This window comes from Priestia sp. JSM ZJ58, assembly GCF_044383985.1.
GTDB classification, from domain to species: Bacteria; Bacillota; Bacilli; order Bacillales; family Bacillaceae_H; genus Priestia; species Priestia zanthoxyli.
Map to the genome: position 1 here is coordinate 1879636 of NZ_JBISEM010000001.1, position 26377 is coordinate 1906012.

The window sequence follows — 26377 nt, forward strand, 5'->3', positions numbered from 1 at the left end:
ATAGTAATAGTACATAAGGAGGAGATGAGATGGAAAGTTTCATTCAACAAATTAAGGTTCTTTCTAATAGATTTGAAAGGATTAAAGATAACATTAAGACTGAAGAAGCAACAAAAACATCTTTAATTATGCCTTTGATACAAACATTAGGATACGATGTTTTTAATCCAGAAGAATTTGTGCCTGAATTTATAGCAGACGTTGGTATAAAAAAAGGAGAAAAGATTGACTATGCAATTATGGATAGTGGAAGTCCAGTAATATTAATTGAAGCAAAAAGTGTGCATGAAAAACTTCCTAAACATAATTCTCAGCTATTCAGGTATTTTGGTACAACTAAAGCTAAATTTGCTATTCTAACGAATGGTATTGAATATAGATTTTATACTGACTTAGAAGAACCAAATAAAATGGATACCAAGCCTTTCTTTATTTTTAATTTGCTTGATTTTAGAGATAACGATATATATGAGATAGCAAAGTTTAGAAAGAATGTATTTAACGTTGAAAATGTTCTTACTACGGCTTCGGAATTAAAATATACAAATGAGATTAAACATTTCTTAAGTCAACAATGGGAAGAACCAAATGATGAATTTATAAAATTTGTGTTGAGCGATGTATACCAAGGTGTAAAAACAAAAAAAGTGATAGATAATTTTAGAGAAACTGTACAAAAATCTTTAGCACAATTTGTAAATGAGAAAGTAAATGACAAGCTTCAAAAAGCCTTGAACTCTTCAACTGACAATGAGGAACATATAGTAGAAAAAGATGAGGCTTTAAAAGATGAACATGTTGCTGAAGATAAAGTTACTATCGAAACCATTGTTACAACAGAAGAAGAAATAGAAGGATATGTTTTTGTAAAGTTGCTATTAAAAGATGAGGTTGATTCAAGTAGAGTTCATTACCGAGATAATAAAAGCTATTTTAATGTGCTATTAGACAACAGCATTCGAAAATGGATTTGCAGGTTAGGGTTCAATACAGCTAATAAATATATACAACTAAACAATGAAGAAAAAACCATGTATAAACTAAATGATGTAAATGAGATTTCGTTATACAAAGATGAAATAATCGAAGTAGCAAAGCAATTTCAGTAGAAAAATAAAAATTAAAATACTTTGCTTGTAAATGAAATATTTGAGGAAACCTTTAACAAAAAGCTTAAGAGCCTAAATTTTTTGGTCACACAGTGGTCACGGATTGGTCACAGAACCCTAATTTTCCACTCTAAAACGACAGCATCACCCACGTTGACTTCATGATTGGCTCAGCTGAAATGGACATCGACGGCATCAAAGCTGACGGTACAAGCGAGCCTGTGTTTAGAAAAGGGAACTGGGCGTTTTAATAAACAGTTTAATCTATGAAGTCTCTACAATAATCAAGGTAATAAATGAATTAGCCACTTCTCGATTTATAGAAGTGGCTATAAGTTTTTTTAATGTAAAGAGGAGAGTAATACGTTAAATGAATGAATTAGTAAAAATTGTTTTAAATAGTGTAGACCAATTATTTGGCAAAAATTATGTGCAATTAATTACTTATTTATTAATAGCATTAATTGGAACATGGTTGTACAAAGAGTTCAGAACTCAATTACTAAATAGTGAAAACTATAAAAGAGAAAAGTACAGTGAGGTATTAACAATTTTACTAGAATTGGAGTATGCACTAAATAGATTCTTAATAAATGAAGTAGAGTTTAGTCAATTAGAAGAGAATTTAAAGGCTGCTTATCCGTATTTATCTTATGATCTAAGTAAGGAGGTTGGAAGCTTTAGTACTGGAATAGAAAAGAAAAAAGTCGAGGAATTCGTCGAAAGATTGAGTGCAGAGAGAAATAACCTTAAATATAACCAACCTAATGCTTTCTCTTATTTAAGTGAAAGAAGTATATCTCGGTCATTTGGTCACTTATTTAGAACAATGCTTTCACCTGTGCTTATACCTTTCCTGTTGACTTTATTAACTGTAGTGGTTTCATTTATGCTATTATATCTCACGTCTGCTATGTCAACTGTTGAATCTGTTGTCAAACAATATTATTTGATACAAGGTGTAATAGATTACATATGTTTCTTAATGATATTAGTTGGTATCGCTGATATTATTAATAACCAAAAGGTGTCTAGCATGAAACACTTAGTTATTTTTCTTATTATTTTTATAACTTTGTCTATTACTGCATTTTTACTTTTTTCAAAATTCATTATTATTCCTACAATTCTATTTGTATGCTACGGAATATTATTAAAAATGTACTTACCAAAAATTATTGTTGGGCTAAAAATAAATAATATATAAATAAAAAGAAGAATCACGGCAGGCGAACTTCACTCAGTTCCACCTTGCTGTGATTCTTCTTTTTTTACCGGAGCGTCACGCTTGAACATGTGATAGTAGGTAAACCCTAAGCATAGAGCGCCGGCAATCGAACAAAAATATTGCAAAAAACGGACGAAATCCATTGGAATGACCTCCCATTTTCAGTTTCGCTTCTAGTATGTACAGGGAAGTGAAATAATATGTGAAAAAAGGGAGGTTTTCTCTTATAGTTCGTATGGTTCTTGGAGAGTAAGGTAAGGCTGCTGATCTTCAAGACCAAGACGCTTATTTAATTGTCTTTTCATTAAATCGTACTGGTAGATGAGGTGAAATTGATTTTTTTTCGGTGTTTCACAGCGAATGTATGTTTCTTGCCCGTTCTTGTCTGTGAAATGAATGGTTAACTCACCGAAATAGCGTTGAACAGGAGCTCCGTGAAGGCCTTTTTCATTTTTGACAACCTTTGAAAATTCTGCTCGTTGAATACGGTTAAATGGAATAATAGCTACTTGATTGATAACAAGACGCTGATCGTACATGTCAATTTTAGATATGGAAATTTGATTAATTCCTTCTGCAAATTTAACATGCCCGTTTACAGAAACAAGCGGTTTGCGATCCTCAGGATCAACAGCGCCTTGAGGTCGCTTAATGACGTAGAAGCTAGCTACGCCAAGTGCTACGATACCAACCACAACAATAAGTGCAAACATCATTTTGCATTCCACCTCCTGAGTATAGATGTGTAATCTGAATTTAACAGCAAGCTGTTTCAGTTGCCATATTGCCTCAACAATGAGGATAGAGAAAAGCAGTTCGGCAGTTCATTATAAGTATATACATACGTTCGACAATATGGTGTGATATTCCTTCTTATTATGACTTTTTTACGACAAAATGGGCAAAACTCTTTCCGAAAATGAAGTGAATCAGTTACAATTTAAGGATAAGGTACCAAATTTCTTTTCTATCTCAAAAAAGTGCAGAAAAGCGTAAAAAATTCTAGGTACTTTCTCATATTTTTACTATTTTTATAGAATTTATTCCAATTTCTAATCCTTTATCGTGTATAATCTCTTGTGTGCAGCATGATATACATAAAGGTGTAAGGAGGCACAGTTCATTGTCTTTATCAGCAAAAAAGATATTATTATTAGTTTTAGTAGTTATATGTTTAGTGTTAGTTGTGATGCAATTCATAAATCGATCAGCAGAGCCGACTTCTGGACAGGCCCAAGAAACACTGAGTAAGCTTCCTGAACAAGAAACCGTTAAAGAAAAAGCGAAAGGCGACGAGGAAGCGCACAAATATCGAGTGTATTATATTACTATTGAAAAAATCGAAAATGGTACATACAGCGGAACAACAAAAGAAGGAACGGGCATTAAATTTTCCGATAAAAATTTAAATGAACCGATTCCAAGCAATTTGAAAAAAGGGGATATCGTCAAAGCATACTTTGATCTTGAATATAGCACGAAAGGTCTAGTCAAAGTAGAAAAGGTAGACGAGATACCAGATGATGACGAGAGCTCAAGTTAATTGAGCTCTTTTTTTGTGTTTTACGAATGTGGTAAAATATTGAATATATAGATACGATACAGGGGGAAGAAGATGATAGCAGCCATTATAGTAGGAGCGGTAATTCTTTTAGCTTTGATTATTAAAGGGATTGTAAAATCGAGAAGATTTCGCTTGTATAAAGAGGAGCTTCCAGATGATCTCGGAATACATAAAAATCAAGGGTTTGAAGATATTGTTCATTCACTAGAAGATTCTTTACCGGCAGCCTATGTTCAGCAAGTGAAACAGCGCATGAAAGGAAAAAATACAAAAGACGATGAAGTGGAATGGACGTTTTTTGAGATGAAGCGCTACTTTTTATTAAATGCAGTCATCAAAGACGTACCGATGTTTAGTGCAAAAGTGGATGAAGTATGGCATGAAATGATTATGTTTACAGTAGATTATGAGCGTTTTACAGAACACTTTTTCAACCGCTTTTTGCATCACCAGCCAAATGTAGAAACAGCTCCATCCCCACAGCCGGATATGCGAGCGTTCTTCGATTGGATGTATGCTCATTTGTTTGACATAACGGGTAACAGCCGACTGCTTTGGGGGAAATTTTTTCAGCATCCGCTTGATAAAAGTACGCTTCAAGATTTTCAAAGGTTATCAGAAGATGAATTACTAGATCGCTATTTCTTAAGAAACGGCAAATGGGAAACACAACAGAGGCATTTGATTCAAACATTAAAAGAAGAAGTCACTGCTGCACGAACAAGAAAAAAAACGGGCGGATCAACTTATTTTAAAAAAGCGGCTAAAAAAGGAAATGTATCAAACGAACTTCTTCTTCAAGGCTTTGTTTTTTATTCTCTCTACAAAGCCACCAACTTTTCAAGCCATATGAATGAACTGCTGCTATACAAAAAGACAATCTATGCGGGAGATACAGCCTCGTACAGCGGCTATAGCTGTTCAAGTCCATGGGAAGACAACCGTCATCATCACCACGACGGAGGTCACCACCATCATGACAGCGGCAGCAGCTGTTCGAGTTCAAACTGCAGCAGCTCAAGCTGTTCAAGCTCTAGCTGCGGGAGCGGGTGCAGCAGCAGCTAATAAAGTAAAAAAACTCGTTTTATACGAGTTTTTTTACTTTAAATGCAACGACGACAAAATGATTCACTGACAAGCAGTGAAAAATTTGGTATAATCGTTACGTTTTTAAAAAGGAGAGACAGCGAAAATGAATATTTTATGGGACTTTGATGGAACCATCTTTGATACCTATCCGACTATCGTGAAAGCATTCAAAGAATTACTAACAGATCAAACGATTTCAGAAGATGATATTTTAAAACAAATGAAAATATCTTCTGACGTAGCAATCAAGCATTTTGATATTGAAAAGTCTTTGTTTGATAAACACTTCCATGTGCTCGAACAAAAAATCAATCCTAAAGATAAGCCTGCTTTTTCTCACGTAGAAGACGTACTGAGCTTTGCGGATACAAATGTAATTGTTACGCACAAGTCTAGACAATCTACGCTTGATATCCTGGCATTTTTTAATATGAAGCACTACTTCACGGAGATTATTACAAAGGATGATGGCTACAAACGAAAGCCTGATAGCGGAGCTTATGCCTATCTTCACGATAAGTATCAGCTCGATTTAGTAATTGGGGATCGCGAACTCGACTTAAAACCTGCCCGTGAACTGGGAATTAAAACATGTGCATTTCAAAATAACGATATTGAAGCAGATTATCACCTTACATCATATGATCAATTCTTTACAACGGTCGTAAATAAAAACTCGTGAAGCTATTCTTCACGAGTTTTTATTTGTTCAGGTGTATGTATTTCGGGGATTTCACCGAGCGTGTAGTTCGCTACTTTTGTAATGTTACTATTAGCAAAAAAATAAAACTCTCCGTCGACTCCGCGAATTTTTGTCGTGCGCAATCCAATTTCTTCAACAGTTCCTTTCGTATCATTTATAGATACGTGATCTCCTACTGAGAATTGATCTTCAAATAGAATAAAAAACCCATTTAAAATATCTTTAATCAAATTCTGTGCACCTAAGCCTGTAATAAACCCTGCTACGCTAATACCAGCTAAAAGTGCTTTCATATTAATTCCGATTGCCTCTAAAGACGTAATAAGTGCAATAAAATACACAACGTACATGACAATGCTCAGACAAAGTTTTTTCAGCGTTATTTCTTTTCGTTCGTTGTACCTCAGCAGTTTAGTTTTAAATCTGAAATCAAAGATTTTATTAATGACACTGCGAGCAAACCGGATGACAATTTGAGCAATGATAAAAATGAGGATAATCTTTATGATTACTTCACTAATGTCAATCCACCTACCGGTATTAAATAAAGTTTGCTGTACCCACTGTATGTATTTCATGACTAAGTCCCTTTCTTGCTTTATAAATTTTTCTCTACTGAATAGTATAATTTATTTTAAAAAATATACTACTAGAATTTATTAAGAGGCGTTTGAACTATTGTTTTATTTTAATTTATTTGTATTTGGTATATGTAATGAAAACTCCTTAATTTAGAAAAAGTGAAAATCCTCAGGTATAGATATTTTTAAAACATTTCTTTACACAAATATTAAATAAAATCTTATAGCAGAGATTAGTATAGATCTTATTAGCAAACATTATATATAGATATTAAAGAAAGAAAAATCCTCTAAAAACCTAATGATATCAAGGGTTAGAAAGAAAATAGCTTTTCAATAAATAACTGTGTGGAAAATAGCCCTTTTTTGTGAACAGCATCCTTTGGCTAAAGGATGTTTTTTATCGTAGTAGATATGGAAGCTATTTTATTTACTATGTTTTTTCTTCTACAATAGATGGATTTTAAAATCAATAGTATGAAGATTGCTGTTAAAAGTATGAATTATTTCCACTGTGGATAAAAGTAGTTATATTAAAGAGTAAATAACCTGGAAATTATCGTTAATAAAAAAATAAAAGGGATGTTTTTATTAATAAAGAGGATGATATAACAGTCATTGAATATGTTTTCTTTCTTTTGTGGATAAGTATGAAGGTGTTTTTTTAGTAATATTCCATAGTTATACACAAGAAATATCATTTATTTAAACTCATTACGTTTATATAGATAGGATAATGAAATTTGAGAGCTGAAAAAATGGGTGTTTGTTTGTACTATTTGTATCAAAAAGAGAGGAGAAGGGATAGAAAATAAAAAAAAGGCATGCCAAAGAAGCCCCTTATGAAGCTGTAAGTTCGGCAGGGACTTGATCTTGAAGATTTTTTGAAAGCTCTTTTCGAATGAGCGTACGGATTTTCCCACCGTAATTTTCAACGACTTGAGCATCATGGCTGAAGAAGGCCTGTTCAATCAATGTATAAAGGGCAGACTTCACTCGTTCAATACCATATTCAAAAGAAAGCTGAACCAAATCAGCGATGTCTTCGTTTTGGAATGAAGACATAACAATTCCTGTAGAATCTGTGCTGTGTCCAGATAATTTTACAAAAGTCTCTTCAATAGTACGTCGAATCGCCGCATCGTATTGATCTCTCTTTTCTTGTTTTGACATCTTGCCATTTTTAGCTCCGTCTTTTAAAACAAAGAAAATAGTAGATCCTTGGACAACGGTTTTAAATGCGCTCGCCTGCGTTTCAGCTATTTTTTGCATCATACCCTTGTAGTGAGTATATTTCGGCGTAAAAATTTTATAGTCATTAAAGCTAATTTTTGAAGTGTTTTCTCCAGGATTAAACTGACGCTTAATCGTATCGTTGTCATAAACCAATTCTTTGCGCAGCTCTAAGCGAAGGGCATTTACGTTTTCAATTAGAATAAGTTCTTCAAAGCGAGTATATTCTAATTCCATAAACCCAAAGCCGTGTTCTTCAAAATATTGGGGGTAGGGAACAATACAAATATTGATTCCTTTGCCGCTGCGAGAATAGGAAATTAATTCTGTTTCTGCTAATACTACATTGTTGTTGCGAACTGTTCGAACTGTACAATTCAAAGCGGCTGCAATCTCTTTTTCAGAAACATCACAAATAATACCTCTTTCATCAACGTGAAGGAAGTGATAAAAAATTAATTGTGAAATTTGAGATTTAGATAAACGGTGATGTTCTGCCACTGTTTTGATTGTAGGGTTCCCATGAGCGTCTAGGTCCATGTGATCTTCAATATCTTTATATTTTTCTACGGTGCTAGACAATTGGCGAATAATTTGTTTTCCAATTTTCGCAAATTCTTTTTTTATCATGAGAATCCCTCCAATCTATTTCATATCAACAATAATTTATTAGGGTAAAATAACAAAGAATACCTTGTGAAAATTATATCAATAAGAAACAGAATCGCAAACGAACGAGTAGTACGCGAAAAACGGCAAAAGGCTCAAAGAATGCTGTCATAGCAAGGGATTCAGCGTATAGGTTTTTTAGTACGACAAAAACGGCAAAAGCAAGCAAGCGCCGGTAGAACAGTGTTTGTTACGATCAGTAAAAATCAAAAAAAACTTTATGCGTTTTAGTACGTAAAAAACAGCAAAAGGCTCAATATAGTACGCCGAAAATAGCAAAAGTGAAGAGTGGTACGCCAAAAACAGCAAAAGTGATCTCGATTCACCTAAAAAAAGGGAAAAAAATCACTTCTCTGATCGCTGTAAATAACACAATGAATTTCAATAGTACGTCAAAAATGGCAAAAGCTATTTTTAGTACGTGAAAAACGTCAAAAACGACCTGGTAGTACGCTAAAAACAGCAAAAGTTATCGTTTGGTACGTCAAAAATGGCAAAAGCTTTATATATGCTGCGAAAAAAATAAAAAATAGGGTTTGAAAAGGACATAACAAAGGGAAAAGCAATGTTTAGTACGCAGAAAACGGCAAAAGTAGTGAAGGAGTACGTCAAAAATGGCAAAAGGTAGGATTGTTTTACGAAAAAAAGAGAATAATTAACAATTAATAAGTGATGACGAGTAAATAAAATGAATTTAGTACGTCAAAAACAGCAAAAGAAGCAAAGTAGTACGTCAAAAACAGCAAAAGACAGTAATTAGTACGCAGAAAACGGCAAAAGTAGCGGAGTAGTACGTCAAAAACGGCAAAAGCTTTTGTGTAGTACGTTAAAAATGACAAAACTTCCAAACTATGAAATGAAAATAGAGGGGAATTTTGTATCAAAAAGACGAAAATGGCAAAATGTCAAATAAAAAAGGAAGGGAATGATTTACCCTTCCAATGTTTCTCTATGTTCTCCTCCAAAATAGTCTTGAATTTCATAATTTTGAAGAGGAATAAAAGAGATTTCAAATCCTTGAAGTTTTTGCTGATAACTTTGGATCAGTACTTGATTGCTAACAAATTCTGCTAGAGATTCATTAATTAATTTTAGGTTTACATCAATTTTCTTTGAACGAAAACGAACTTTTGAAGCAAAATATTGATACGGGTAAAAATGAGTGTAAGACTTTTCTTGTAAATAACAGTCTAAACGCTCTTTTTGAAATGCATAAAGCAGTAAAGAAGACAGCGAGTTATCTTTAAACTTTTTAATAACATCACTGTATATTTGTACAAACTGCTGATTTAAAAAGCCTTGATGCGTATCATCGCTAAATACAATCGTTGCATATCGTCTGCCCGTTACTTCATCGGTTTCAATAACAGCCTTTTGAAAGAAGTTGATCGCAAATTTTGTATCTCTGGAATTTTTCTTCTTTGCTACACCTTCTACGTGATACCTGGCAATTTTCATAATGCGGGCTTCAACGGCTTCATAGTTTTTTACACCTTTTGAATTATAAATTTCTTTCACGATATCCGCTAAATCAAGAGTCACCGTTTTTTCTTTATAAAACATCTCGTCGCGCTGTGAAAGAGCAAACTGGATAATTTGGGAATCTTTTGGGTCTAAAACCATATTTCGTTTGGAAAGAACCGTTTGATTATCATTCACAGGGATAATGGTGCGAATGAAATATTCTTCATCAACTTTATAGTCATTATATAAAACGACTTCTTGGGAGTTTGTTTTAACTTCCATATTGGTTTTAAGAGAATGACTTTCGTTTGAGAAGATAGGCGCCTCTACCCACGAATTTAATCGTTTATCAATCCAGTTGCTTAAATTTCCATTGTATTTTTCTAAGATGATTTCCGCAATTAAAAAAGTAAAGTCCGTGTGAAATGCTTTCTCTATTTGATAATTCATTTTTGAATCTAAATAAGGAAAATCGGTAATGTTTGTTTTTTTGCTTTTAGCCCATGCCTCTACTTCTTTTAACTTTATCTTTAAAATATCTTCAGGTTTTTCCACGCCAAACAGCTTTTTTAAGTGTTCGGTATCTACTTTTTTATCCATCACTTTTTTGGCTAATTCAATGTCTTCAAAAATAGGATTAGGCTTTTCTGCTTTAATATCTTTTTTTAATGTTTGCAGCCAGTTTTTCTTATTTGATTGTCTTCTTTTGTAGGCTGGGTTTCGTATTTCCTTAGGATTTATTAATTTATTCTCTAAAACAAACGTATCTTGCAATATATTTAAAATGTAGTCTTCTATAAAATCTTTTTCATTCGAAAAAAACGAATGAGAATCATATAAAAAGTCTATACACTTTGCTTTGATATTGTCATCGATCGCATCGCTGATTTGTTTAATAAGGTAAGGAGAAAAATTGGATGGTTCGTTCATGTTGACCTCCTCTGCATGTATTTAATCTGTAACACTCTTATTATATCTTTTTTGAACGATACTCTAAAGGCTAAAAGGAAAATTCGTTTTTGTGAATGCTGTTTTATATCAAATTAGCCTAACCAGCTATTAGTATATAAAGGCTTATTGCAAATATAAAATTCTTTCTTTATAGCGCTTGTACAATTTTAGATGTAAGGAGAGTATTATAGTAGCTTTATAAAAGAGAAAAGCAAAGTACATTCATTGAGTTTGAAAATGGAAAAGTTTATACTTGCCAAGTACAATCTTTTTACAAATAGGGGGAATAAATATGTTGTTAAAACCTAAAGCAATTTTTTTAGATATGGACGGTACGATATTAAATCGCTCCAACAAAGTAAGTATTCAAACAAAAGAAACCATTGACGAATTACGAAAACAGGGAATTTTTGTTTTTATTGCTACGGGAAGAGCGTTTGATGAAATAGAAGAGTTAGTTCCTGAAGGCTTTCAAGTAGATGGATTTATCACATCAAATGGTATGGCAGGATACGTAGGAAAAGAATCAGTCTTTCAGCATTCGCTTTCACTTCAATTGGTGGAAACTATTATTGAAAAAGCAAGAGCGAACAAGGTATACTACGAGCTTTTCCCGTATGGCACACCTCGCGTGACGTTAAAACAAGATCAGCCGTATGTTGAAAATGAAATTAAAGAGCCAAAGCCAGACAGTGTGGAAATTAACGAATGGCTTTCTCGTAAACAAGCAATTAAAGAAGAAATTGACTGGAAAGATTCCGTAGAAGGAAGTGAATTTTCAAAGTTCTATTTCTTTGCAAGAACGCACGAGCATATCGATAAATGGAAAGAAGAGCTTGAAAAACTCAAGCAAGAAACAGACTTTACAACTTCTACTTCATCTAAACACAATGTCGAAGTGATGGTGGCAAACGTAAATAAAGCAACGGGAATTCAGCAAATGCTAAAACATTTTAATTTGCCCGAGCAAGACATTCTAGCAATTGGCGACAGCAACAATGATTTACCAATGTTTCAGTTTGCCAGCTACGCTGTAGCTATGAAAAACGCGCCGGATCATATTAAAGAAATTGTCGATGACATAACGGAATTTAACTGTGACGAAAACGGCGTATCTCATTATCTTTCTAAATTTTTATTACAAAAATCTACTAGAAGTAATCCCGTTTTATAAAAATGAATCTATTTCACGACAATGCATTATAACCAGCTCTTCAAAACATCGTCTTTTAGGCGATGTTTTTAGTATACATAAGGTGAAAAGTAAACCGTTCATTATTTTTATTTATAAACAACATAATTATATAACTATCCTCGTACCTATCCCTGCAAAACACCTCTCAGCCCTGATGAGTGCACCATGCCAAAGCATAAAACATTTTAAAATCTAAACTTTTTCTTTCTTCAAACTTTTTATAAAATGCGCAGAAAAGGGATTGTATCTCCGTATATTTAATGCTAATATAACATTTAATGAAAATAGTATAACATATTTATCTTTATTTCATAATTAGTATGACATAAATTCTTAATCTAATTGTTTTGTTAAAGTGTTTATAATCACAGTGACCAGCATATTTATTTATTCATTACTATTAAATTGTGTATCTTGTAAGCTGCTAAATAAAAATATTAGCGTTATTAAACTATCAAAATCAAAGAATAGGAAGATTTAATGTGAATAAAAGAAAAATTGTCTATATAGTTTCCGACTCAGTAGGTGAAACGGCTGAGCTGATGGTAAAAGCAGTTTTAACTCAATTTAGTGGAGAAGATATTGAAATTCAAAATACTTCTTACGTAGAAAATGAGGAAAATATTGATAATATCATTGCCGAAGCAAGGTGTAACGAAGCCATCATTGCGTATACTATCGTCATCCCACCTTTAAAGCAGTATCTTGACCAAACGGCACAAGAAGAAGGAATTGTAGCCATTGATTTGATGACCCCTCTTATGAGTGCCTTTAGCCAAACTTTTAATAAAGAACCTAATCTTCAACCGAGATTAACAAGAAAATTAGACGATAATTATTTTCGAAGAGTAGAAGCAGTTGAATTCGCTGTTAAATATGATGATGGACAAGACTTCAGAGGCATCAAGCGAGCTGATCTAGTGTTGATTGGTGTTTCGAGAACATCTAAGACGCCACTTTCTATGTATTTAGCTCATAAAAGTCTTAAAGTAGCGAATATACCGTTAGTTCCAGAAGTGACGCCTCCTGATGAACTTTTTACTATTCCAAAAAATAAATGTATTGGTTTAGTTATTACACCGGATAAGCTCAATGAAATCCGAAAAGAACGATTAAAAAATTTAGGTTTAGCGTCTCAAGCCAATTATGCCAATGTAGATCGAATCCTTGAAGAGCTGGACTATGCTGAGAAAATTATGAAGCGCATTGGTTTTCCTATTGTTAATGTCTCAGGTAAAGCAGTTGAAGAAACCGCTGAAGTGATATTGAGCATGTTAAAAAAGGACAAGATGAAAGGGTATGTATAAAAACTCCCATTATGTAAGACAGACAACTTGTCAGACATACTTAATCTATAGAGAGTCAGGTAGAACAGGCGTGTTGCTAAAAGGTGCTTTTTTAAAATATAAAAGATAAGGAAGATTGTGATGAGCAATGTATATAAAAAAACAGACGTTATCTTAATTGGGGCCGGAGTGATGAGCGCAACGTTGGGATCTTTACTAAAAGAGTTAGCGCCGGAATGGGAAATCAAAGTATTTGAGAAACTCGCAGATGCAGGAGAAGAAAGCTCCAATGAATGGAATAATGCAGGGACGGGCCATGCTGCACTGTGCGAGTTGAACTATACATCTGAACAAGCTGACGGATCCATAGATATTACGAAAGCCGTGCGAATTAATGAACAGTTTCAGCTTTCAAGACAGTTTTGGTCGTACCTTGTAAGCAGTAATTTAATTCATCATCCGCAAGAGTTTATTATGCCAATCCCTCACATGAGTTTCGTACAAGGAGAAAAGAACGTATCCTTTTTGAAAAAACGTTTTGAAGCGCTATCAAATAATCTGTTGTTTCAAGGGATGGAGTATTCGGATCGTCCTGAAAAGTTAAAAGAATGGATGCCGCTTGTTATGAAAGGGCGTACATCGACTGAAGCAATTGCGGCAACCAAAATTGACTCAGGGACGGACGTGAACTTTGGAGCTTTAACTCGTATGTTGTTTACACATTTAAAAAGTAAAAGCGTAGAAATAAACTATAACCACAGCGTTGAAAATCTGACACGTAACGCAGACGGCTCGTGGGAAGTAAAAGTACATGATATTCATAGCGGCAAACAGGAATATCACACGGCGAACTTTGTTTTTATCGGAGGAGGAGGCGGAAGTCTGTCTTTACTCCAAAAAACGGGTATTCCTGAGTCCAAACATATTGGAGGGTTCCCGGTAAGCGGATTATTTATGGTATGCACTAATCCCGAAGTTGTGGCGCAGCATCACGGGAAAGTGTACGGAAAAGCAAAGGTTGGCGCTCCACCGATGTCGGTTCCACACCTTGATACACGCTATATCGACCGCAAAAAAACACTGCTGTTTGGACCTTTTGCCGGATTTTCACCAAAGTTCTTAAAAACGGGTTCAAATTTGGACTTAATCAATTCTGTAAAACCGAATAATATCTTAACGATGTTAGCAGCAGGCGTCAAAGAGATGGGCTTAACGAAATACTTGATTCAGCAGGTGCTGTTGTCCAATGAAAAGCGTATGGAAGAACTTCGCGAGTTTATTCCAAACGCAAAAAGCGAAGACTGGGATATCGTCGTAGCGGGTCAGCGTGTACAAGTAATCAAAGATACGGAAGCCGGAGGTAAAGGAACTCTTCAATTTGGTACAGAAGTTGTGAGTTCAGCGGATGGTTCCGTTGCTGCATTGCTCGGGGCTTCGCCAGGCGCTTCGACTGCCGTTCATGTTATGCTTGAAGTGCTAGAAAAGTGTTTCCCCCAGCATATGAAGAAATGGGAACCAAAAATAAAAGAAATGATTCCTTCTTACGGCTTGTCACTGGTAGAAAATCCAGCGCTTTTTAACGAAATTCATGTTTCTACAGCACAAACGCTGAATTTAAGTAAAAAAGAACTTGCGTACCGCTGATTTTAGGCGGCCTTTGGCACGTATGCTTTAGATTAAAAGAATTTTTTTAGGCTGCTTTATAAAGTGTTTAAAATATAAGTGAAATCTATAAGAAAAAATGAAGGAGCTCCGTTATATAACGGGCTTCTTTTTATTTATTTCCTTTGCTAGCAGAATTTACTTCGTATACATGATATAATTCTCATTAGTAAGCGTTTACATATAATGGAGTGAAGAATTGGAAAATAGCTATTTTGAGGAGCCGATAAAAGATGATTACAACTAATACATCTTTACTAACGAAAGAACAAACGATTTTTAGCCATTCAGGGAATAAAATTAAATTAGAAGACAGAGAGATTAATATTGTTGCTCGATTTGAAGAGCCTCTTGTTCTAGTTTTAGGAAATGTCCTAAGTACCGAAGAATGTGACGAACTTGTACAGCTATCCAAAGATAAAATGCAGCGATCAAAAATTGGAGCTGAACGTGAAGTAAACAGTATTCGAACGAGCAGCGGCATGTTTTTTGAAGAAAGTGAAAACGAGCTTGTACATCAAATTGAAAAGAGACTTTCTAAGATAATGGGACCGTCTATTGAATATGCTGAAGGCCTTCAAGTTTTAAAATACTTGCCTGATCAAGAATACAAAGCGCATCACGACTATTTCACTTCTGCAAGTAAAGCATCTAAAAATAACCGTATTAGTACATTGGTTATGTACTTAAATGATGTGGAAGAAGGAGGAGAAACTTATTTTCCTAAGCTGGGTCTTTCCGTATCTCCGACAAAGGGAATGGCCGTGTACTTTGAATATTTTTATAGTGATGCTGAACTTAATGACCGTACTCTCCACGGGGGAGCTCCTGTTATAAAAGGAGAAAAGTGGGTCGCTACCCAGTGGATGCGCAAACAAAAAATTCGATCGTAAAAACAAAGGTTTGAAGAGCCCTATTAGCTATTGTTAGTAAGGGCTCTTATTTATGTTACAAAAAAATAGTCATTATGGTAGTCAGTTATGATATTGAAATATTCACACTTATTCTATTTGTGCGGCTATTCCTTATTTTTATAAGCCGGTAGACGATAAATGTATTTGTAGTGTAAAATATCCTCATGATTAAAAATCTGGATACACAAAAACGAAAAATGTGTTTGTGAAATAAAAATAAAATAAATGCTATTTAAAATAATGACTTTAAAACAAGCTGCGCGAAAAACTCGTGAAAGGTATTTTCACGAGTTTTTGTTTTTAGGTGATTTACACTATTTATAAAATCATTTTACTTTTATATAGTAGATAGGGAATGTGTTAAAGGAGGACCCGGGTTTTGAAAGAAATAAAAGCAATTATTTACATCATGATCGCGATGTTTATGCTGCTTCTTACTGGATGCAGTGATGAGCAGGCAAGTCATTCAAGCACACCTTCTACGGATACAAAACAAGAAGTTCAAGTAGAAGGTTCATCAGATCAAGAAGAAGACCATAGTCCTTCTAAAGCAAGTCGTGAAGACGTAGTAGGTGAGGCAGCTACGGTAGAAAGAGTGGTGGATGGCGATACGCTTAAAGTAAAAATGCTGAACGGAAAGACGGATCGCGTACGACTACTTCTTGTCGATACCCCAGAAACAAAGCATCCCAAACTAGGCGTACAGCCCTTTGGTCCAGAAGCATCTGCTTACACGAAAAAAAGGCTAGAAGGGCAGGAAATCACTCTTGAATTTGATGTGCAAGAACGTGATCAATATGGACGGTTACTTGCGTATATATGGATAGACAATGAGCTATACAATGAAGAGCTGCTAGCAAAAGGGCTAGCCCGCGTAGCGGTATTTCCTCCTAACACAAAGTACGTAGACGAATTTAAGAAAATACAGGAGCAGGCTCGAAAAAGCGAAAAAGGCATCTGGAGTATTGAAAACTATGCCCAAGAAAAAGGATATAATACGGATGCTGTAAAAAATCAGTCCTCTTCTAATCAAAAAGATACTCAATCTGCCACAAGCTGCGAAGGTAAAATAAAAGGAAATCAAAACTCTAAAATTTATCACGTGCCAACAGGGGCACACTACAATCAAACAATGAACAACGTCATTTGGTTCTGTACTGAAAAAGATGCACAAGAAGCAGGATACAAAAAAGCAAAAAACTAACAAAGAAATTCAGTAGCTGCTGAGTTTCTTTTTTTGTGAGTTCCGTAAGTATGTGTATAGGATTGGCTAAATACCGTCCAACAAAGAACGACCAATTCGTATAAGAAGACGCAGGGGCCATATGAGCAGCTGAGGCACTTGTAAAAGAACCTCCGCTATAAGTTCTCTCCCGCTCATCGTATTATCTTTCTGCTGGCAGCGTTTTTTCATAGTCATCATCCATTCATTTGAAAATATACATTAATTATACAATGAAAGGAAGATTAGGAGTTAATTTTTTCTTTCTTTTCTTTTTCGTGTTAAAGTAGATAGGTAAGAAGTTTTGCTACAAATAACGCAAGCGAAGAGAATAAAGGGAGTTTGAAAATCGTGAAAATAAGGAAAGCAAGAAAAGAAGATGCTTCTGCTGTAACGGAATTACTTTATGACATGCTTGGGAGTATTGCACGCTCTCATACGGCGGCTACAACGAATGAAGAAGCGCTTTTAAGACTTAAAGCGTTTATTCTGTCTGAGAAGAATCGCTATAGCTATCATCATATTACAGTCGCAGAAGTCGATGAGAAGGTAGTTGGACTTATGCTTTGCTACGAAGGAAGTATGTTACAAACGCTTTATGAACCAGTTAAGCGTTTTGTGCGTGCGAAACTTAATAATCCAGCGTGGGAAATTGATATAGAAACTGAACATGGAGATTATTATATTGATTCTCTATGTGTAGACGAAGATTACCGCGGAAAAGGGATAGGAACGGCTCTTTTAAATGTAGCCAAGCAAGAAGCCAAAAAGCGTAAGATGTTTTTATCGTTAAACGTTGAATACAATAACATAGAAGCCAAAAAATTGTATCAGCGTATAGGCTTTCAAGAGCATAAAACCATTTTTATTGATAAAAAACCATTTTTTTATATGAAGACTGCCTGATCATCTTTACGGTAGTATTTTTTGTGATAAAATGGATATATAAGTAAAATAATAAGAACCAACAGCTCAGCACTTTTGCTGAGCTTTCCTGTAAATCGCGTAAACGTATCAAAATGGAAAGAATCCTACATCCAATGGACCATAAGCAAGCGGTCATGAAAGTATGTTTGCTGATGTGCCACATGAAAGGAGCGTGCATGAACATCAGAGATCTTCCGTTTAATATGAGTTATCGATTTAATGAAAAGCTTCGAGAAGTTCCGGTTAACCCAAACCAAATGAAGCAGGGAATCATCTATTTAAAGAAACGAGCTCTTGAAGAAGAGGATGAGTGTGCCGCTGCTAAAACATATGGACATATTGGTGTATATGAGCGCATACTTGGAGAATTAACGAGCAGTGAAAGACACTTGCAGCTGGCCATTTATCTATATGACCGACATGCTGATACAATAGGTGAATTTTTGAATACAATCCGACTTGGACATACATATCACTGGCAAGAACAGTGGGATAAGGCGAATGAAACGTTTCAGCTACTCATCGAACAATTAAAAGCAGATGAAGACCTTCACATATATGAAGACTTTGTCTATCAGCATTATGGAAAATGTTTACTTGATCAGCGGGTTGTTTCCAGAGCACATCACTATTTTCAACGCGCGTTAGAAATTCGATTGAAAAAAGGCGATAAAGAATTAATTGAGTCGACTAATTCCTGCATCCGTCTTTGCTTAAATAAATTAAAACACTCCTAGTATACATAAAAGATAAATGACTCATAGCCTTGGTTACACATAATGCATAAACTTTCCGTTTGACAAACGTATGTGAACATATTATAGTCATACATGGCAATTTAAGAATACGTAATATAAAAACTAAACATAAGCGTCTCTTCTCTTTTGGAGAAGGGGCTTTTTTATGTGAATTTTTATGCCGAGGAGGGTTTAATCGATGAGTAAAATAGTAAAAGATGTCATCTTTTTATTAATAGGTTCGTTTGTATTTTCACTTGCAGTTAACATGTTCGTCATTCCAATAGGACTGGGTGAAGGCGGCGTTACGGGTATATCCATTATTTTATATTATACAACGCATCTTTCAACAGGCGTCACTAACTTTATTCTAAACGGTATCTTGCTTATCGTAGGGTATAAATTTTTAGAGAAAAAAACTATGGTCTATACAATGATTACGATTATCACTACATCTATTTTTCTTCACGTAACTGAAGGCTGGGGTCTTCATCTTCACGAAGAGCTCATTGGCATGGTTTTTGCCGGTGTACTGCTAGGCGTTGGAATTGGGATGATTTTGCGAGTTGGTGGAACAACAGCAGGGTCAGCCATTATTGCTCGAATTCTAAATAAGTTTTTAAACTGGAAAGTCAGTCATGCACTTTTAATTGTTGATTTACTAGTGGTATTGGCTTCTTATTTTATTATTGGAATCGAAAAGTTACTATTTACGATCGTCATGCTTTACATTACAACAAAAGTAATTGACTTCGTTATTGAAGGATTTGATGCCAAAAAGGCCGTTACCGTTATTTCAAGCAACAAAAACGAGGTAGCGGACCAAATCAATGAACAGCTTGATCGCGGGGTAACGATTCTAAACGGTCGAGGGAACTATACAAAAGAATCAAAAGAAATTTTGTACGTTGTCATTAATAAACAAGAGCTTCTTAAACTTAAAAAGTTAATTAAAAAAATTGATGATGAAGCATTTGTGATTGTACACGATGTACGAGACGTAATTGGAAAAGGCTTTTTAAGCGCATAAAGCTGTGGTTCTTGGCAATTTTTTCTGACGTTGGTGTTTTCCGAAAAAGTATGATATAAGTGTGTCTAAAGACAATTCAATATACGAAAGGAAGAACCCATATGCGTAATAAAAGGCATGTAAAACGTCTTCTTCAACGTCGAATCCGTTCTTTACGATACGTTGTCTTGATTTTATTTACGATACTGATTTTAAAGTACGTTAGTGAAATTATGTAACTTTTTTATATGAGTCTTATCGCTCATTTGGAGTGCTTTTTCTTTTAAATTAGTAAACCAATTTGTATAATAGGTTTTAAGAAGGAGGAGTTCCATGAGCATTCCCAAACCATTAGTTCAGCTTAATCAACTCTTTATCGTTATAACGGTTTTGCTCGCTTTACTTGCGGCAAAGTGGCTTTTACTTTTGCCTTTTCTCGTTGGAGTAGTCACACTTGTAACAAAGCGTAATCCTGTAATTATGGCAGGTAAAAAGCTTCTCAAGAAACCTATTTCTTCGTATCAGATGGAAGACCGTGATCAGCAGCTTTTTAATCAATGGATTGCAACGATATGCATTGGGATTGCTTTCATTTCATTTTTACTTAGTTATACGTTTGTTGGCTATGTATTTAGTATAATGGTGATTCTTGCTGCGGGTGTAGCGCTGATGGGATATTGTATAGGCTGCACGATTCGTTATCGATATATGATGTGGAAATATAAAAGAAAAAAACATGCTGTATAAACAAAGCCTCGAGAAGGCTTTGTTTTTTTATGCTCACTTGTATACGTTATCAATAAATTCAATCATCACAACGAGTGAAAGCAGGTGCTAGAGCACCTGTATCCTTTAAAAACCTTTGTTGACAAAGTAAGGTAAACAAATTAAACTTTTTATGATAATAATAATCGTTACGATTTAAAGGAGGATTATATTTAGAGGCAGTACATAAAAGAAGGATAGTTTTTAATAAAGGAAGGGTTTATATGAGAAAAAAGATAAGTCTGCTATGCTCAATGCTTGTTACGATAGGTCTGCTGGCTGCATGTTCGGATAACTCCGCGAGTACCGAACAAAAGAGTGGAAAGAAATCACTTACTTTTGTATCAAATTTTCCAAGCGACACGCTCGATCCGCAGCTAAATTATACAACTGTAAGAGCGGGAATTGCTGAGACGCTAGTCAAAGTGAATGAGCAATTACAGATTGAACCGTGGCTCGCAAAGAAATGGAAAACAGAAGATAATGGGACGACCTGGATATTTGAGATTAGAGACGGAATTACGTTTCAAAATGGCAAGGATTTGAATGCTGAAGCCGTGAAACATTCGTTAGAAAGAACGATAAAAGAAAGTGAAGCAATGAAAAGTGCACTTAAAATTAAAGAAATGAAAGCCAGTGGCCAAATCTTGACCATTACAACAACAGAGCCGCTTGCTACGCTGCCTTCTGAACTTGTTCATCCAAACACGGCAATTATTGATGTAGATACTTCAGATATAAAAAGTAAACCAGTGGGAACGGGACCATTTAAAGTAGCTTCGTTTAAACCGGATAGTGAAATGAAAGTAAAAAAATATAAAGAATACTGGGACGGGGAACCAAAATTGGATGAAGTTGTGTTAACATTTAATGATGATGAAAATGCACGCACGTCTGCTTTACAATCAGGTGAAGCTGATATTGTATATCGTCCGGCAATTGAAAGCTTAAATACTTTAAAACAAGATTCATCTATTGTAGTAGATATACAGCCGAGCCTCAGAAATCAAATGCTTTTCTATAATTCAAGGCAAGAAGCGTTTAAAGATAAAAATGTGAGAAAAGCGTTTGATGTATTATTAAATCCCACGGATGTTGTCAACACAGCGCTCGCAGGTCAAGGTTCACCAGCAGCAGGTCCATTTTTAGATAGTTTGGATTTTTCGAACGATCAAAAAACGAAAACCTACGGACCAAGTGAGGCTCAAAAACATTTAGAAAAAGCCGGTTATATACTCAAGGATGGAAAAGCAATAAAAAATGGAAAACAACTTTCTTTTAAGCTTGTTACATACCCTTATCGTCCAGAACTGCCTTTAATGTCACAAATGCTTCAGTCAGAAGCCAAAAAGATTGGTGTAAAAATAAACATTCAACAAGTGGAAAATATGGATGAGTATATGACAACAAAAGATGATTGGGGAATCGTTACATACAGCCTAGTAACCGCGCCGCGAGGAGATGCAGGATATTTCTTTAATGCTCTTTATACGGAGGGAGGGGCATTTAATGTTGGACATTTTCATGAACCAGCATTAGCTTCCATTATTGATGAGCTTAATAAAACCGTTGATCAAAAACAGCGCAATAAGTTAGCAAGACAAGCCGGAGAAATAGCAGAAAAGGAAACGCTGCATTCTTCGATTGTTCACCCGAACAATTTTGTAGCCTATAGAGACAATGTGAAAAATTGGGTTACAGCCAAAAGTGAATACTATGTGATAACAAAGGATTTAGATGTGAAGTAGATATGAAATTAATTGGTAAAAGAATAATAGAATTACTCATCTTTTTAGTTATACTATCGTTTCTCAGCTTTGTTTTAATGAAGCTAGCTCCAGGAGATCCGGTTAAGCAAATGCTTCGCGTAGATGACGTGGCAGTGTCTGAGGAACAAATAAATAGTTTGAGAACAGAGCTAGGGTTTAACGAACCTGTATATATTCAATATGGAAAATGGCTGACGCGTTTTTTTCAGTTTGATTTAGGATCTTCGTATATGACAAAAGAGCCCGTCATTGATGAATTGGTAGAGAAGTTTCCGGCTACGCTGCGCTTGACGGTTGCATCTTTGGTTGTGATGCTGTTAATAGCTGTGCCACTCGGAACGCTGTCAGCACTATATCCAAATAAGTGGATTGATTATCTCAGCAGAAGTATTTCTTTAATTGGAGCGTCTATTCCAAGCTTTTGGCTCGGTCTTTTGTTTATACAGCTGTTCTCTGTACGTCTTCAATGGCTTCCTTCAATGGGTACAGGCACAGCAGCCCATCTTGTGCTGCCTTCTTTAACACTTGGTTTTGCCATGTCCGCTGTGTATATGCGAATGATTAGAGCTAGTCTGCTAGAAGGATTGAAACAAGATTTTGTACGATCTGCTCGAGCAAGAGGAATAAGTGAAAGCCGCATTTTTATTTTCCATGCGTTTCGGTATAGCTTAACACCCATTCTTACCATTTTAGGGACAAGCTTAGGGAGTTTACTTGGAGGAACGGTTATTATTGAAGTGCTTTTTGCTTATCCTGGAATTGGAAAATTAGTTATTGATGCGATTATGAATCGTGATTATCCTGTGATTCAAGGGTATATTTTGTGGATGGGCCTGTTTGTTGTTTTAATCAATTCACTTGTGGATTTGAGCTACAAATATGTAAATCCCCAGCTCTATGTAAAGGGAGGGGATAAAACGTGAAAAAGCCGCAGCTTCTTTTTGTAGTAATAAGCATGTGTGGTATTGTGCTTATTTTATTTTGTCTGTTTGGAAGTCAGCTAATACCAATGGACCCCACACAAGTCAATATGCAAGACCGGCTTCAAAAAGCCAACAGTGATCACTGGCTAGGGACTGATCACTTAGGCAGAGATCTTTTTTCACGAATCATAGCTGGAGCTCAGACTACGATTGGAACTAGTTTTCTTGTCTTAGCGCTCTCTCTTTTGATTGGAGTCCCGGTTGGTTTAGTTTCAGGGTATATTGGAGGAAAGATAGATCGCTTTTTAATGAGAATTGTAGATGCTTTTTTAGCTTTTCCTGATTATATTGCAGCCATTGTCTTAAGCGGACTGTTAGGGCCTGGATTATTTAACTTAATTGCTGCGATGGTTATTGTAAAGTGGGTTAGTTATGCAAGGGTAGTGCGGAGTATTGTGCTTCAAGAGAAGTCAAAAGAATATGTGCTGATTGCTAAATTAAACGGAGTGGGAACACTACCTTTAATCCTTCGCCATTTTCTTCCTCACGTCGGGGGACATATTCTTGTTCTTGCTACGCTGGATATAGGGAAAATTATTTTAATGATGGCCTCATTATCCTATATTGGACTAGGGACTCAGCCGCCTACTCCGGAATGGGGAACGATGCTAAATGAAGGCAGGGCTTACTTTTACAATGCTCCGCAGCTAATGTTGATACCAGGTGTGGCCATTATTTTATTTGTGCTGACGTTTACAGCTTTAGGTGAATATATTCGAGGGAAATATCAAGTTAATCGATAAAAGAGGTGATCGTCATCGTTTTAGAAGTAAAGCATCTAGCCATTTATAATAAAACAAAACAAATCATAAAAGACGTTTCTTTCACAATCGAACAAGGACAGTGGATGGCGCTCGTTGGAGAAAGCGGAAGCGGGAAAAGCATCACTGCTTCTTCGATAGGAGGACTGCTGCCTTCCGGTGTAACGCTTAAAGAAGGCTCTATCACCTTTAAACAGAAAGGAGAGGCTCCTATCCTTGGAAAAGATATTTCGTATATCTTTCAAGATTATCGAAGCGCTTTTACGCCTTTTTTAACAATTGGAAAGCAGTTTGATGAAACGGTTCGTACTCATAGTGAGCTGTCTAAAAAAGACAGGAAAGCCGCCATTTTTCAGGCTTTAAAAGCGGTGAATTTACCTAATGAACGCGTGTATAAAAGCTATGCTGCTCAGCTGAGCGGAGGACAGCTTCAGCGAGCAGCGATTGCTTTAGCGCTGGTGATGAAGCCTGCCTTGATTATCGCAGATGAACCAACTACGGCTTTAGATAGCGTGGCAGCAGCTGAAGTTCTTCAGCTGCTGTATAAGCTGAAAGAAGAAGCTGGCTGTGCCATTCTGTTTATTACTCATGATTTGCGTCATGTGCGGAAATATGCGGACCGGGGAGCCATTATGCTAGCAGGAGAAATCGTGGAAGAAAACAGTATCGAATCTCTGCTTCACACTCCGCGTCATTTTTACACAAAAAAACTGTTTAACGCCATTCCTTCTTTACGGAAAACGCCTGATCGATTGTTAGATACGCAGAAAAAAGTGTTGATATAGGAGTGAGATATGAAAGAAAAAAATATATTACGCGTCACGCAGCTTGTGAAACAGTATAAAGACGTTAAAGCGCTAAATAATGTTTCCCTGCATATCGATAAAGGGGAATGTGTAGGGATTGTCGGAGAAAGTGGAAGCGGAAAAAGTACGCTTGTAAAAAGCGTGCTAAGGTTAACAGAGACTCAGCAGGGAGAAGTATGGTTTGCAGAGAAACCTCTTCACCGGTTAAAAGGGAAAAAACTGCAGCAAGCTCGTCTAGGCATGCAAGTGGTATTTCAAAACCCCGCGGCTTCTTTTAATCCAAAAGTAAAAATCATCGATTCTTTGCTCGAGCCTTTGCGACAGCAGCGAACCGTTCCTTCATTTTTATCTCATGTGAGCAGAAATGAAAAAGAAATCGCTTTTTATTTGTTAGAAAAAGTCGGAATTAACGCAGAATATGCGTTGAATTATCCCCATGAACTCAGCGGAGGACAGCTTCAGCGTGTAGCGATTGCGCGTGCCATTAGCGTAGGTCCGTCTCTGGTACTGTTAGACGAACCAACAGCGAGCCTTGATGTTACGGTACAAGCAAAGATTTTAAATTTATTAAAAGATTTGCAGGAGACTTTTCAGTTGTCTTATCTTTTTATTTCGCATGATTTAGCAGCAGTAAAATTTATGAGCAGTCGCATGATGGTTATGCAGCAAGGCGAGGTTATCGATCAATTTGACCGTGCAAAGCTATTTGATAAAAACAGGCATCCCTATACAAAAAAGCTTGTGCGTTTATTTGAATAGAAAATAAAGCTCTTCGTTTAATATACTAAACGAAGAGCTTTTTTATAAATGAGAATGAGACAAAGTCAGGGACGCGGCGGTGGAGTATGCATATGGATAAAGTGATAGCCTGCTTGGCAGAGCATGATAAAACTAATGGTGAGTACAACGAGAGGAATTAGCTTGTTTTTTCCTCGTTCTTCATATAGTCCGGCTGCGCTTAAAAGAAAGCCAATAGTAGCTAAAGGAGGAGAGGCGCGAAAGAATAAATCTGCAGCTGTAAACCCTTGGTTTGTATATTTATAATAAAAAAATAGACCTGTAATTAATAAAAATAGTCCAATCCAAAACAGCGTAAGTTTTCCAAAAAGGGTTTTAGGCACTGTGTTTTCACTCCTTTTGTCAGTCAAGTACCATAAAATACTAGCATAAAACGTTTTGGTTTGCATTAGAGAAAAAGAACGTGAATGATACAATATGTGTAAAAGAACAGGTTTGAAGTAGGAGGAGATGAAGTATTCAAAGCGCTTCATGTAAAAAAATACATATCGTTGGATCCGTTGGAAGTGGAAAAACGACTCTAGCCCGTTTGTTATCCCATAGATTAGAAGTTCCTCACTACGAACTTGATAATATTATGTGGGAACGAACACATGAAGGAGATAAAAGAAGAAGTGAAGCGGATAGAAAAAAGTGTTTACATCATATTGCAGCTTCAAAGGAATAGATCGTAGAAGGTGTACACTATACGTGGGTGAATGAAAGCTTTAATGAAGCTGACCTTATTATTTTTCTTGATACCCATTACCTAAAAAGAATATGGTTGATTATCAAAAGGTATGTTCTGCAAAAAGCTAAAATCGAAAAAGCGAATTATGCACCCACGTTTTCTATTTTTATTAAAATGTTTCAGTGGAATTCAGATTTCAAAAAGCAAAGTAAACCTGAAATTTTGCATATCCTTCGTACGTCATATAACGATAAACTTATAATAGTGAAAAAGAGAGAAGAG

At 35.7% G+C, this 26377-nt stretch carries 27 protein-coding genes and 1 pseudogene; 21 read left to right on the forward strand and 7 right to left on the reverse strand.

The window, feature by feature from the left end:
• The first annotated feature begins 29 nt into the window (after positions 1-29).
• From ACH6EI_RS10025 to ACH6EI_RS10035, 3 genes and pseudogenes are all read left to right on the forward strand, one after another.
• Positions 30-1109 (forward strand): type I restriction endonuclease, encoded by a 1080-nt coding sequence (locus tag ACH6EI_RS10025; protein WP_397377224.1) that lies wholly within the window; start codon positions 30-32, stop codon positions 1107-1109.
• Between the two features lie 134 nt (positions 1110-1243).
• Positions 1244-1360: pseudogene (locus ACH6EI_RS10030) on the forward strand (aminopeptidase); the annotation flags it as partial.
• A 119-nt stretch (positions 1361-1479) separates the two neighbouring features.
• Positions 1480-2316, forward strand: a complete 837-nt coding sequence (locus tag ACH6EI_RS10035) for a hypothetical protein (RefSeq protein ID WP_098999481.1) — start codon at positions 1480-1482, stop codon at positions 2314-2316.
• A 29-nt stretch (positions 2317-2345) separates the two neighbouring features.
• Here ACH6EI_RS10035 and ACH6EI_RS10040 read toward each other — a convergent pair whose 3' ends face one another.
• Positions 2346-2480, reverse strand: coding sequence for a hypothetical protein (locus ACH6EI_RS10040; RefSeq protein WP_014459590.1), 135 nt, complete (start codon positions 2478-2480; stop codon positions 2346-2348).
• 81 nt (positions 2481-2561) lie between these two features.
• Complete coding sequence (locus ACH6EI_RS10045) at positions 2562-3053, reverse strand: hypothetical protein (RefSeq protein ID WP_028409022.1); 492 nt, start codon at positions 3051-3053, stop codon at positions 2562-2564.
• A 407-nt stretch (positions 3054-3460) separates the two neighbouring features.
• Here ACH6EI_RS10045 and ACH6EI_RS10050 point away from each other — a divergent pair, with 407 nt between their 5' ends.
• From ACH6EI_RS10050 to ACH6EI_RS10060, 3 genes are all read left to right on the forward strand, one after another.
• Positions 3461-3880: a hypothetical protein gene (locus ACH6EI_RS10050; RefSeq protein ID WP_028412901.1), complete on the forward strand. Its 420-nt coding sequence runs from the start codon at positions 3461-3463 to the stop codon at positions 3878-3880.
• Between the two features lie 72 nt (positions 3881-3952).
• The gene (locus ACH6EI_RS10055; protein WP_028412902.1) at positions 3953-4966 is read left to right on the forward strand and encodes a glycine-rich domain-containing protein; all 1014 of its coding nucleotides are present in this window, start codon (positions 3953-3955) and stop codon (positions 4964-4966) included.
• Between the two features lie 127 nt (positions 4967-5093).
• Positions 5094-5672 (forward strand): HAD-IA family hydrolase, encoded by a 579-nt coding sequence (locus ACH6EI_RS10060; protein WP_028412903.1) that lies wholly within the window; start codon positions 5094-5096, stop codon positions 5670-5672.
• A 2-nt stretch (positions 5673-5674) separates the two neighbouring features.
• Here ACH6EI_RS10060 and ACH6EI_RS10065 read toward each other — a convergent pair whose 3' ends face one another.
• From ACH6EI_RS10065 to ACH6EI_RS10075, 3 genes are all read right to left on the reverse strand, one after another.
• On the reverse strand, positions 5675-6271 hold the full coding sequence (locus tag ACH6EI_RS10065) for a mechanosensitive ion channel family protein (RefSeq protein ID WP_028412904.1): 597 nt from the start codon (positions 6269-6271) through the stop codon (positions 5675-5677).
• A gap of 843 nt (positions 6272-7114) precedes the next feature.
• Positions 7115-8137, reverse strand: coding sequence for a hypothetical protein (locus ACH6EI_RS10070; protein WP_033579375.1), 1023 nt, complete (start codon positions 8135-8137; stop codon positions 7115-7117).
• Between the two features lie 969 nt (positions 8138-9106).
• The gene (locus ACH6EI_RS10075) at positions 9107-10570 is read right to left on the reverse strand and encodes a hypothetical protein (protein WP_013083667.1); all 1464 of its coding nucleotides are present in this window, start codon (positions 10568-10570) and stop codon (positions 9107-9109) included.
• Positions 10571-10883: 313 nt separating this feature from the next.
• Between ACH6EI_RS10075 and ACH6EI_RS10080 the strand changes: the two genes are divergently transcribed.
• The 5 genes from ACH6EI_RS10080 to ACH6EI_RS10100 all read left to right on the forward strand — a co-directional run bounded on the left by ACH6EI_RS10080 (position 10884) and on the right by ACH6EI_RS10100 (position 16852).
• Positions 10884-11765, forward strand: coding sequence for an HAD family hydrolase (locus tag ACH6EI_RS10080; RefSeq protein ID WP_099331105.1), 882 nt, complete (start codon positions 10884-10886; stop codon positions 11763-11765).
• A 503-nt stretch (positions 11766-12268) separates the two neighbouring features.
• Positions 12269-13093, forward strand: coding sequence for a pyruvate, water dikinase regulatory protein (locus tag ACH6EI_RS10085; RefSeq protein WP_394530335.1), 825 nt, complete (start codon positions 12269-12271; stop codon positions 13091-13093).
• 120 nt (positions 13094-13213) lie between these two features.
• Positions 13214-14716, forward strand: coding sequence for a malate:quinone oxidoreductase (locus ACH6EI_RS10090; protein WP_099331104.1), 1503 nt, complete (start codon positions 13214-13216; stop codon positions 14714-14716).
• A gap of 251 nt (positions 14717-14967) precedes the next feature.
• Entirely contained in the window at positions 14968-15627 is a 660-nt protein-coding gene (locus ACH6EI_RS10095; protein ID WP_028412909.1) for a 2OG-Fe(II) oxygenase, read from the forward strand.
• Between the two features lie 400 nt (positions 15628-16027).
• Positions 16028-16852, forward strand: coding sequence for a thermonuclease family protein (locus tag ACH6EI_RS10100; protein WP_028412910.1), 825 nt, complete (start codon positions 16028-16030; stop codon positions 16850-16852).
• A 66-nt stretch (positions 16853-16918) separates the two neighbouring features.
• On the opposite strand, the gene ACH6EI_RS10105 is transcribed toward ACH6EI_RS10100, so the two are convergent.
• On the reverse strand, positions 16919-17062 hold the full coding sequence (locus ACH6EI_RS10105) for a hypothetical protein (RefSeq protein WP_155017337.1): 144 nt from the start codon (positions 17060-17062) through the stop codon (positions 16919-16921).
• 159 nt (positions 17063-17221) lie between these two features.
• On the opposite strand from ACH6EI_RS10105, the gene ACH6EI_RS10110 reads away from it, so the two are divergent.
• The 9 genes from ACH6EI_RS10110 (at position 17222) to ACH6EI_RS10150 (ending at position 25386) form a co-directional block, all read left to right on the forward strand.
• Positions 17222-17776 (forward strand): GNAT family N-acetyltransferase, encoded by a 555-nt coding sequence (locus ACH6EI_RS10110; RefSeq protein WP_047750646.1) that lies wholly within the window; start codon positions 17222-17224, stop codon positions 17774-17776.
• A gap of 197 nt (positions 17777-17973) precedes the next feature.
• Positions 17974-18534, forward strand: a complete 561-nt coding sequence (locus ACH6EI_RS10115) for a hypothetical protein (protein ID WP_098113167.1) — start codon at positions 17974-17976, stop codon at positions 18532-18534.
• A 199-nt stretch (positions 18535-18733) separates the two neighbouring features.
• Positions 18734-19564, forward strand: coding sequence for a YitT family protein (locus ACH6EI_RS10120; protein ID WP_099331103.1), 831 nt, complete (start codon positions 18734-18736; stop codon positions 19562-19564).
• A gap of 312 nt (positions 19565-19876) precedes the next feature.
• On the forward strand, positions 19877-20290 hold the full coding sequence (locus ACH6EI_RS10125) for a DUF4395 domain-containing protein (protein ID WP_098113165.1): 414 nt from the start codon (positions 19877-19879) through the stop codon (positions 20288-20290).
• 242 nt (positions 20291-20532) lie between these two features.
• Positions 20533-22056: a nickel ABC transporter substrate-binding protein gene (gene nikA / locus ACH6EI_RS10130; protein WP_098113164.1), complete on the forward strand. Its 1524-nt coding sequence runs from the start codon at positions 20533-20535 to the stop codon at positions 22054-22056.
• A gap of 2 nt (positions 22057-22058) precedes the next feature.
• On the forward strand, positions 22059-23000 hold the full coding sequence (gene nikB / locus ACH6EI_RS10135) for a nickel ABC transporter permease (RefSeq protein ID WP_028412916.1): 942 nt from the start codon (positions 22059-22061) through the stop codon (positions 22998-23000).
• Positions 22997-23803: a nickel transporter permease gene (gene nikC / locus ACH6EI_RS10140; RefSeq protein ID WP_047750651.1), complete on the forward strand. Its 807-nt coding sequence runs from the start codon at positions 22997-22999 to the stop codon at positions 23801-23803. Before nikB ends, nikC begins: the two co-directional genes overlap by 4 nt.
• A gap of 5 nt (positions 23804-23808) precedes the next feature.
• Positions 23809-24606 (forward strand): ABC transporter ATP-binding protein, encoded by a 798-nt coding sequence (locus ACH6EI_RS10145; protein ID WP_047750653.1) that lies wholly within the window; start codon positions 23809-23811, stop codon positions 24604-24606.
• Between the two features lie 9 nt (positions 24607-24615).
• The gene (locus tag ACH6EI_RS10150) at positions 24616-25386 is read left to right on the forward strand and encodes an ABC transporter ATP-binding protein (protein WP_099331102.1); all 771 of its coding nucleotides are present in this window, start codon (positions 24616-24618) and stop codon (positions 25384-25386) included.
• Positions 25387-25451: 65 nt separating this feature from the next.
• Here ACH6EI_RS10150 and ACH6EI_RS10155 read toward each other — a convergent pair whose 3' ends face one another.
• Positions 25452-25748: a hypothetical protein gene (locus tag ACH6EI_RS10155; RefSeq protein ID WP_028412920.1), complete on the reverse strand. Its 297-nt coding sequence runs from the start codon at positions 25746-25748 to the stop codon at positions 25452-25454.
• 164 nt (positions 25749-25912) lie between these two features.
• Here ACH6EI_RS10155 and ACH6EI_RS10160 point away from each other — a divergent pair, with 164 nt between their 5' ends.
• Complete coding sequence (locus tag ACH6EI_RS10160; protein WP_223546676.1) at positions 25913-26092, forward strand: shikimate kinase; 180 nt, start codon at positions 25913-25915, stop codon at positions 26090-26092.
• Positions 26093-26377: the final 285 nt, after the last annotated feature.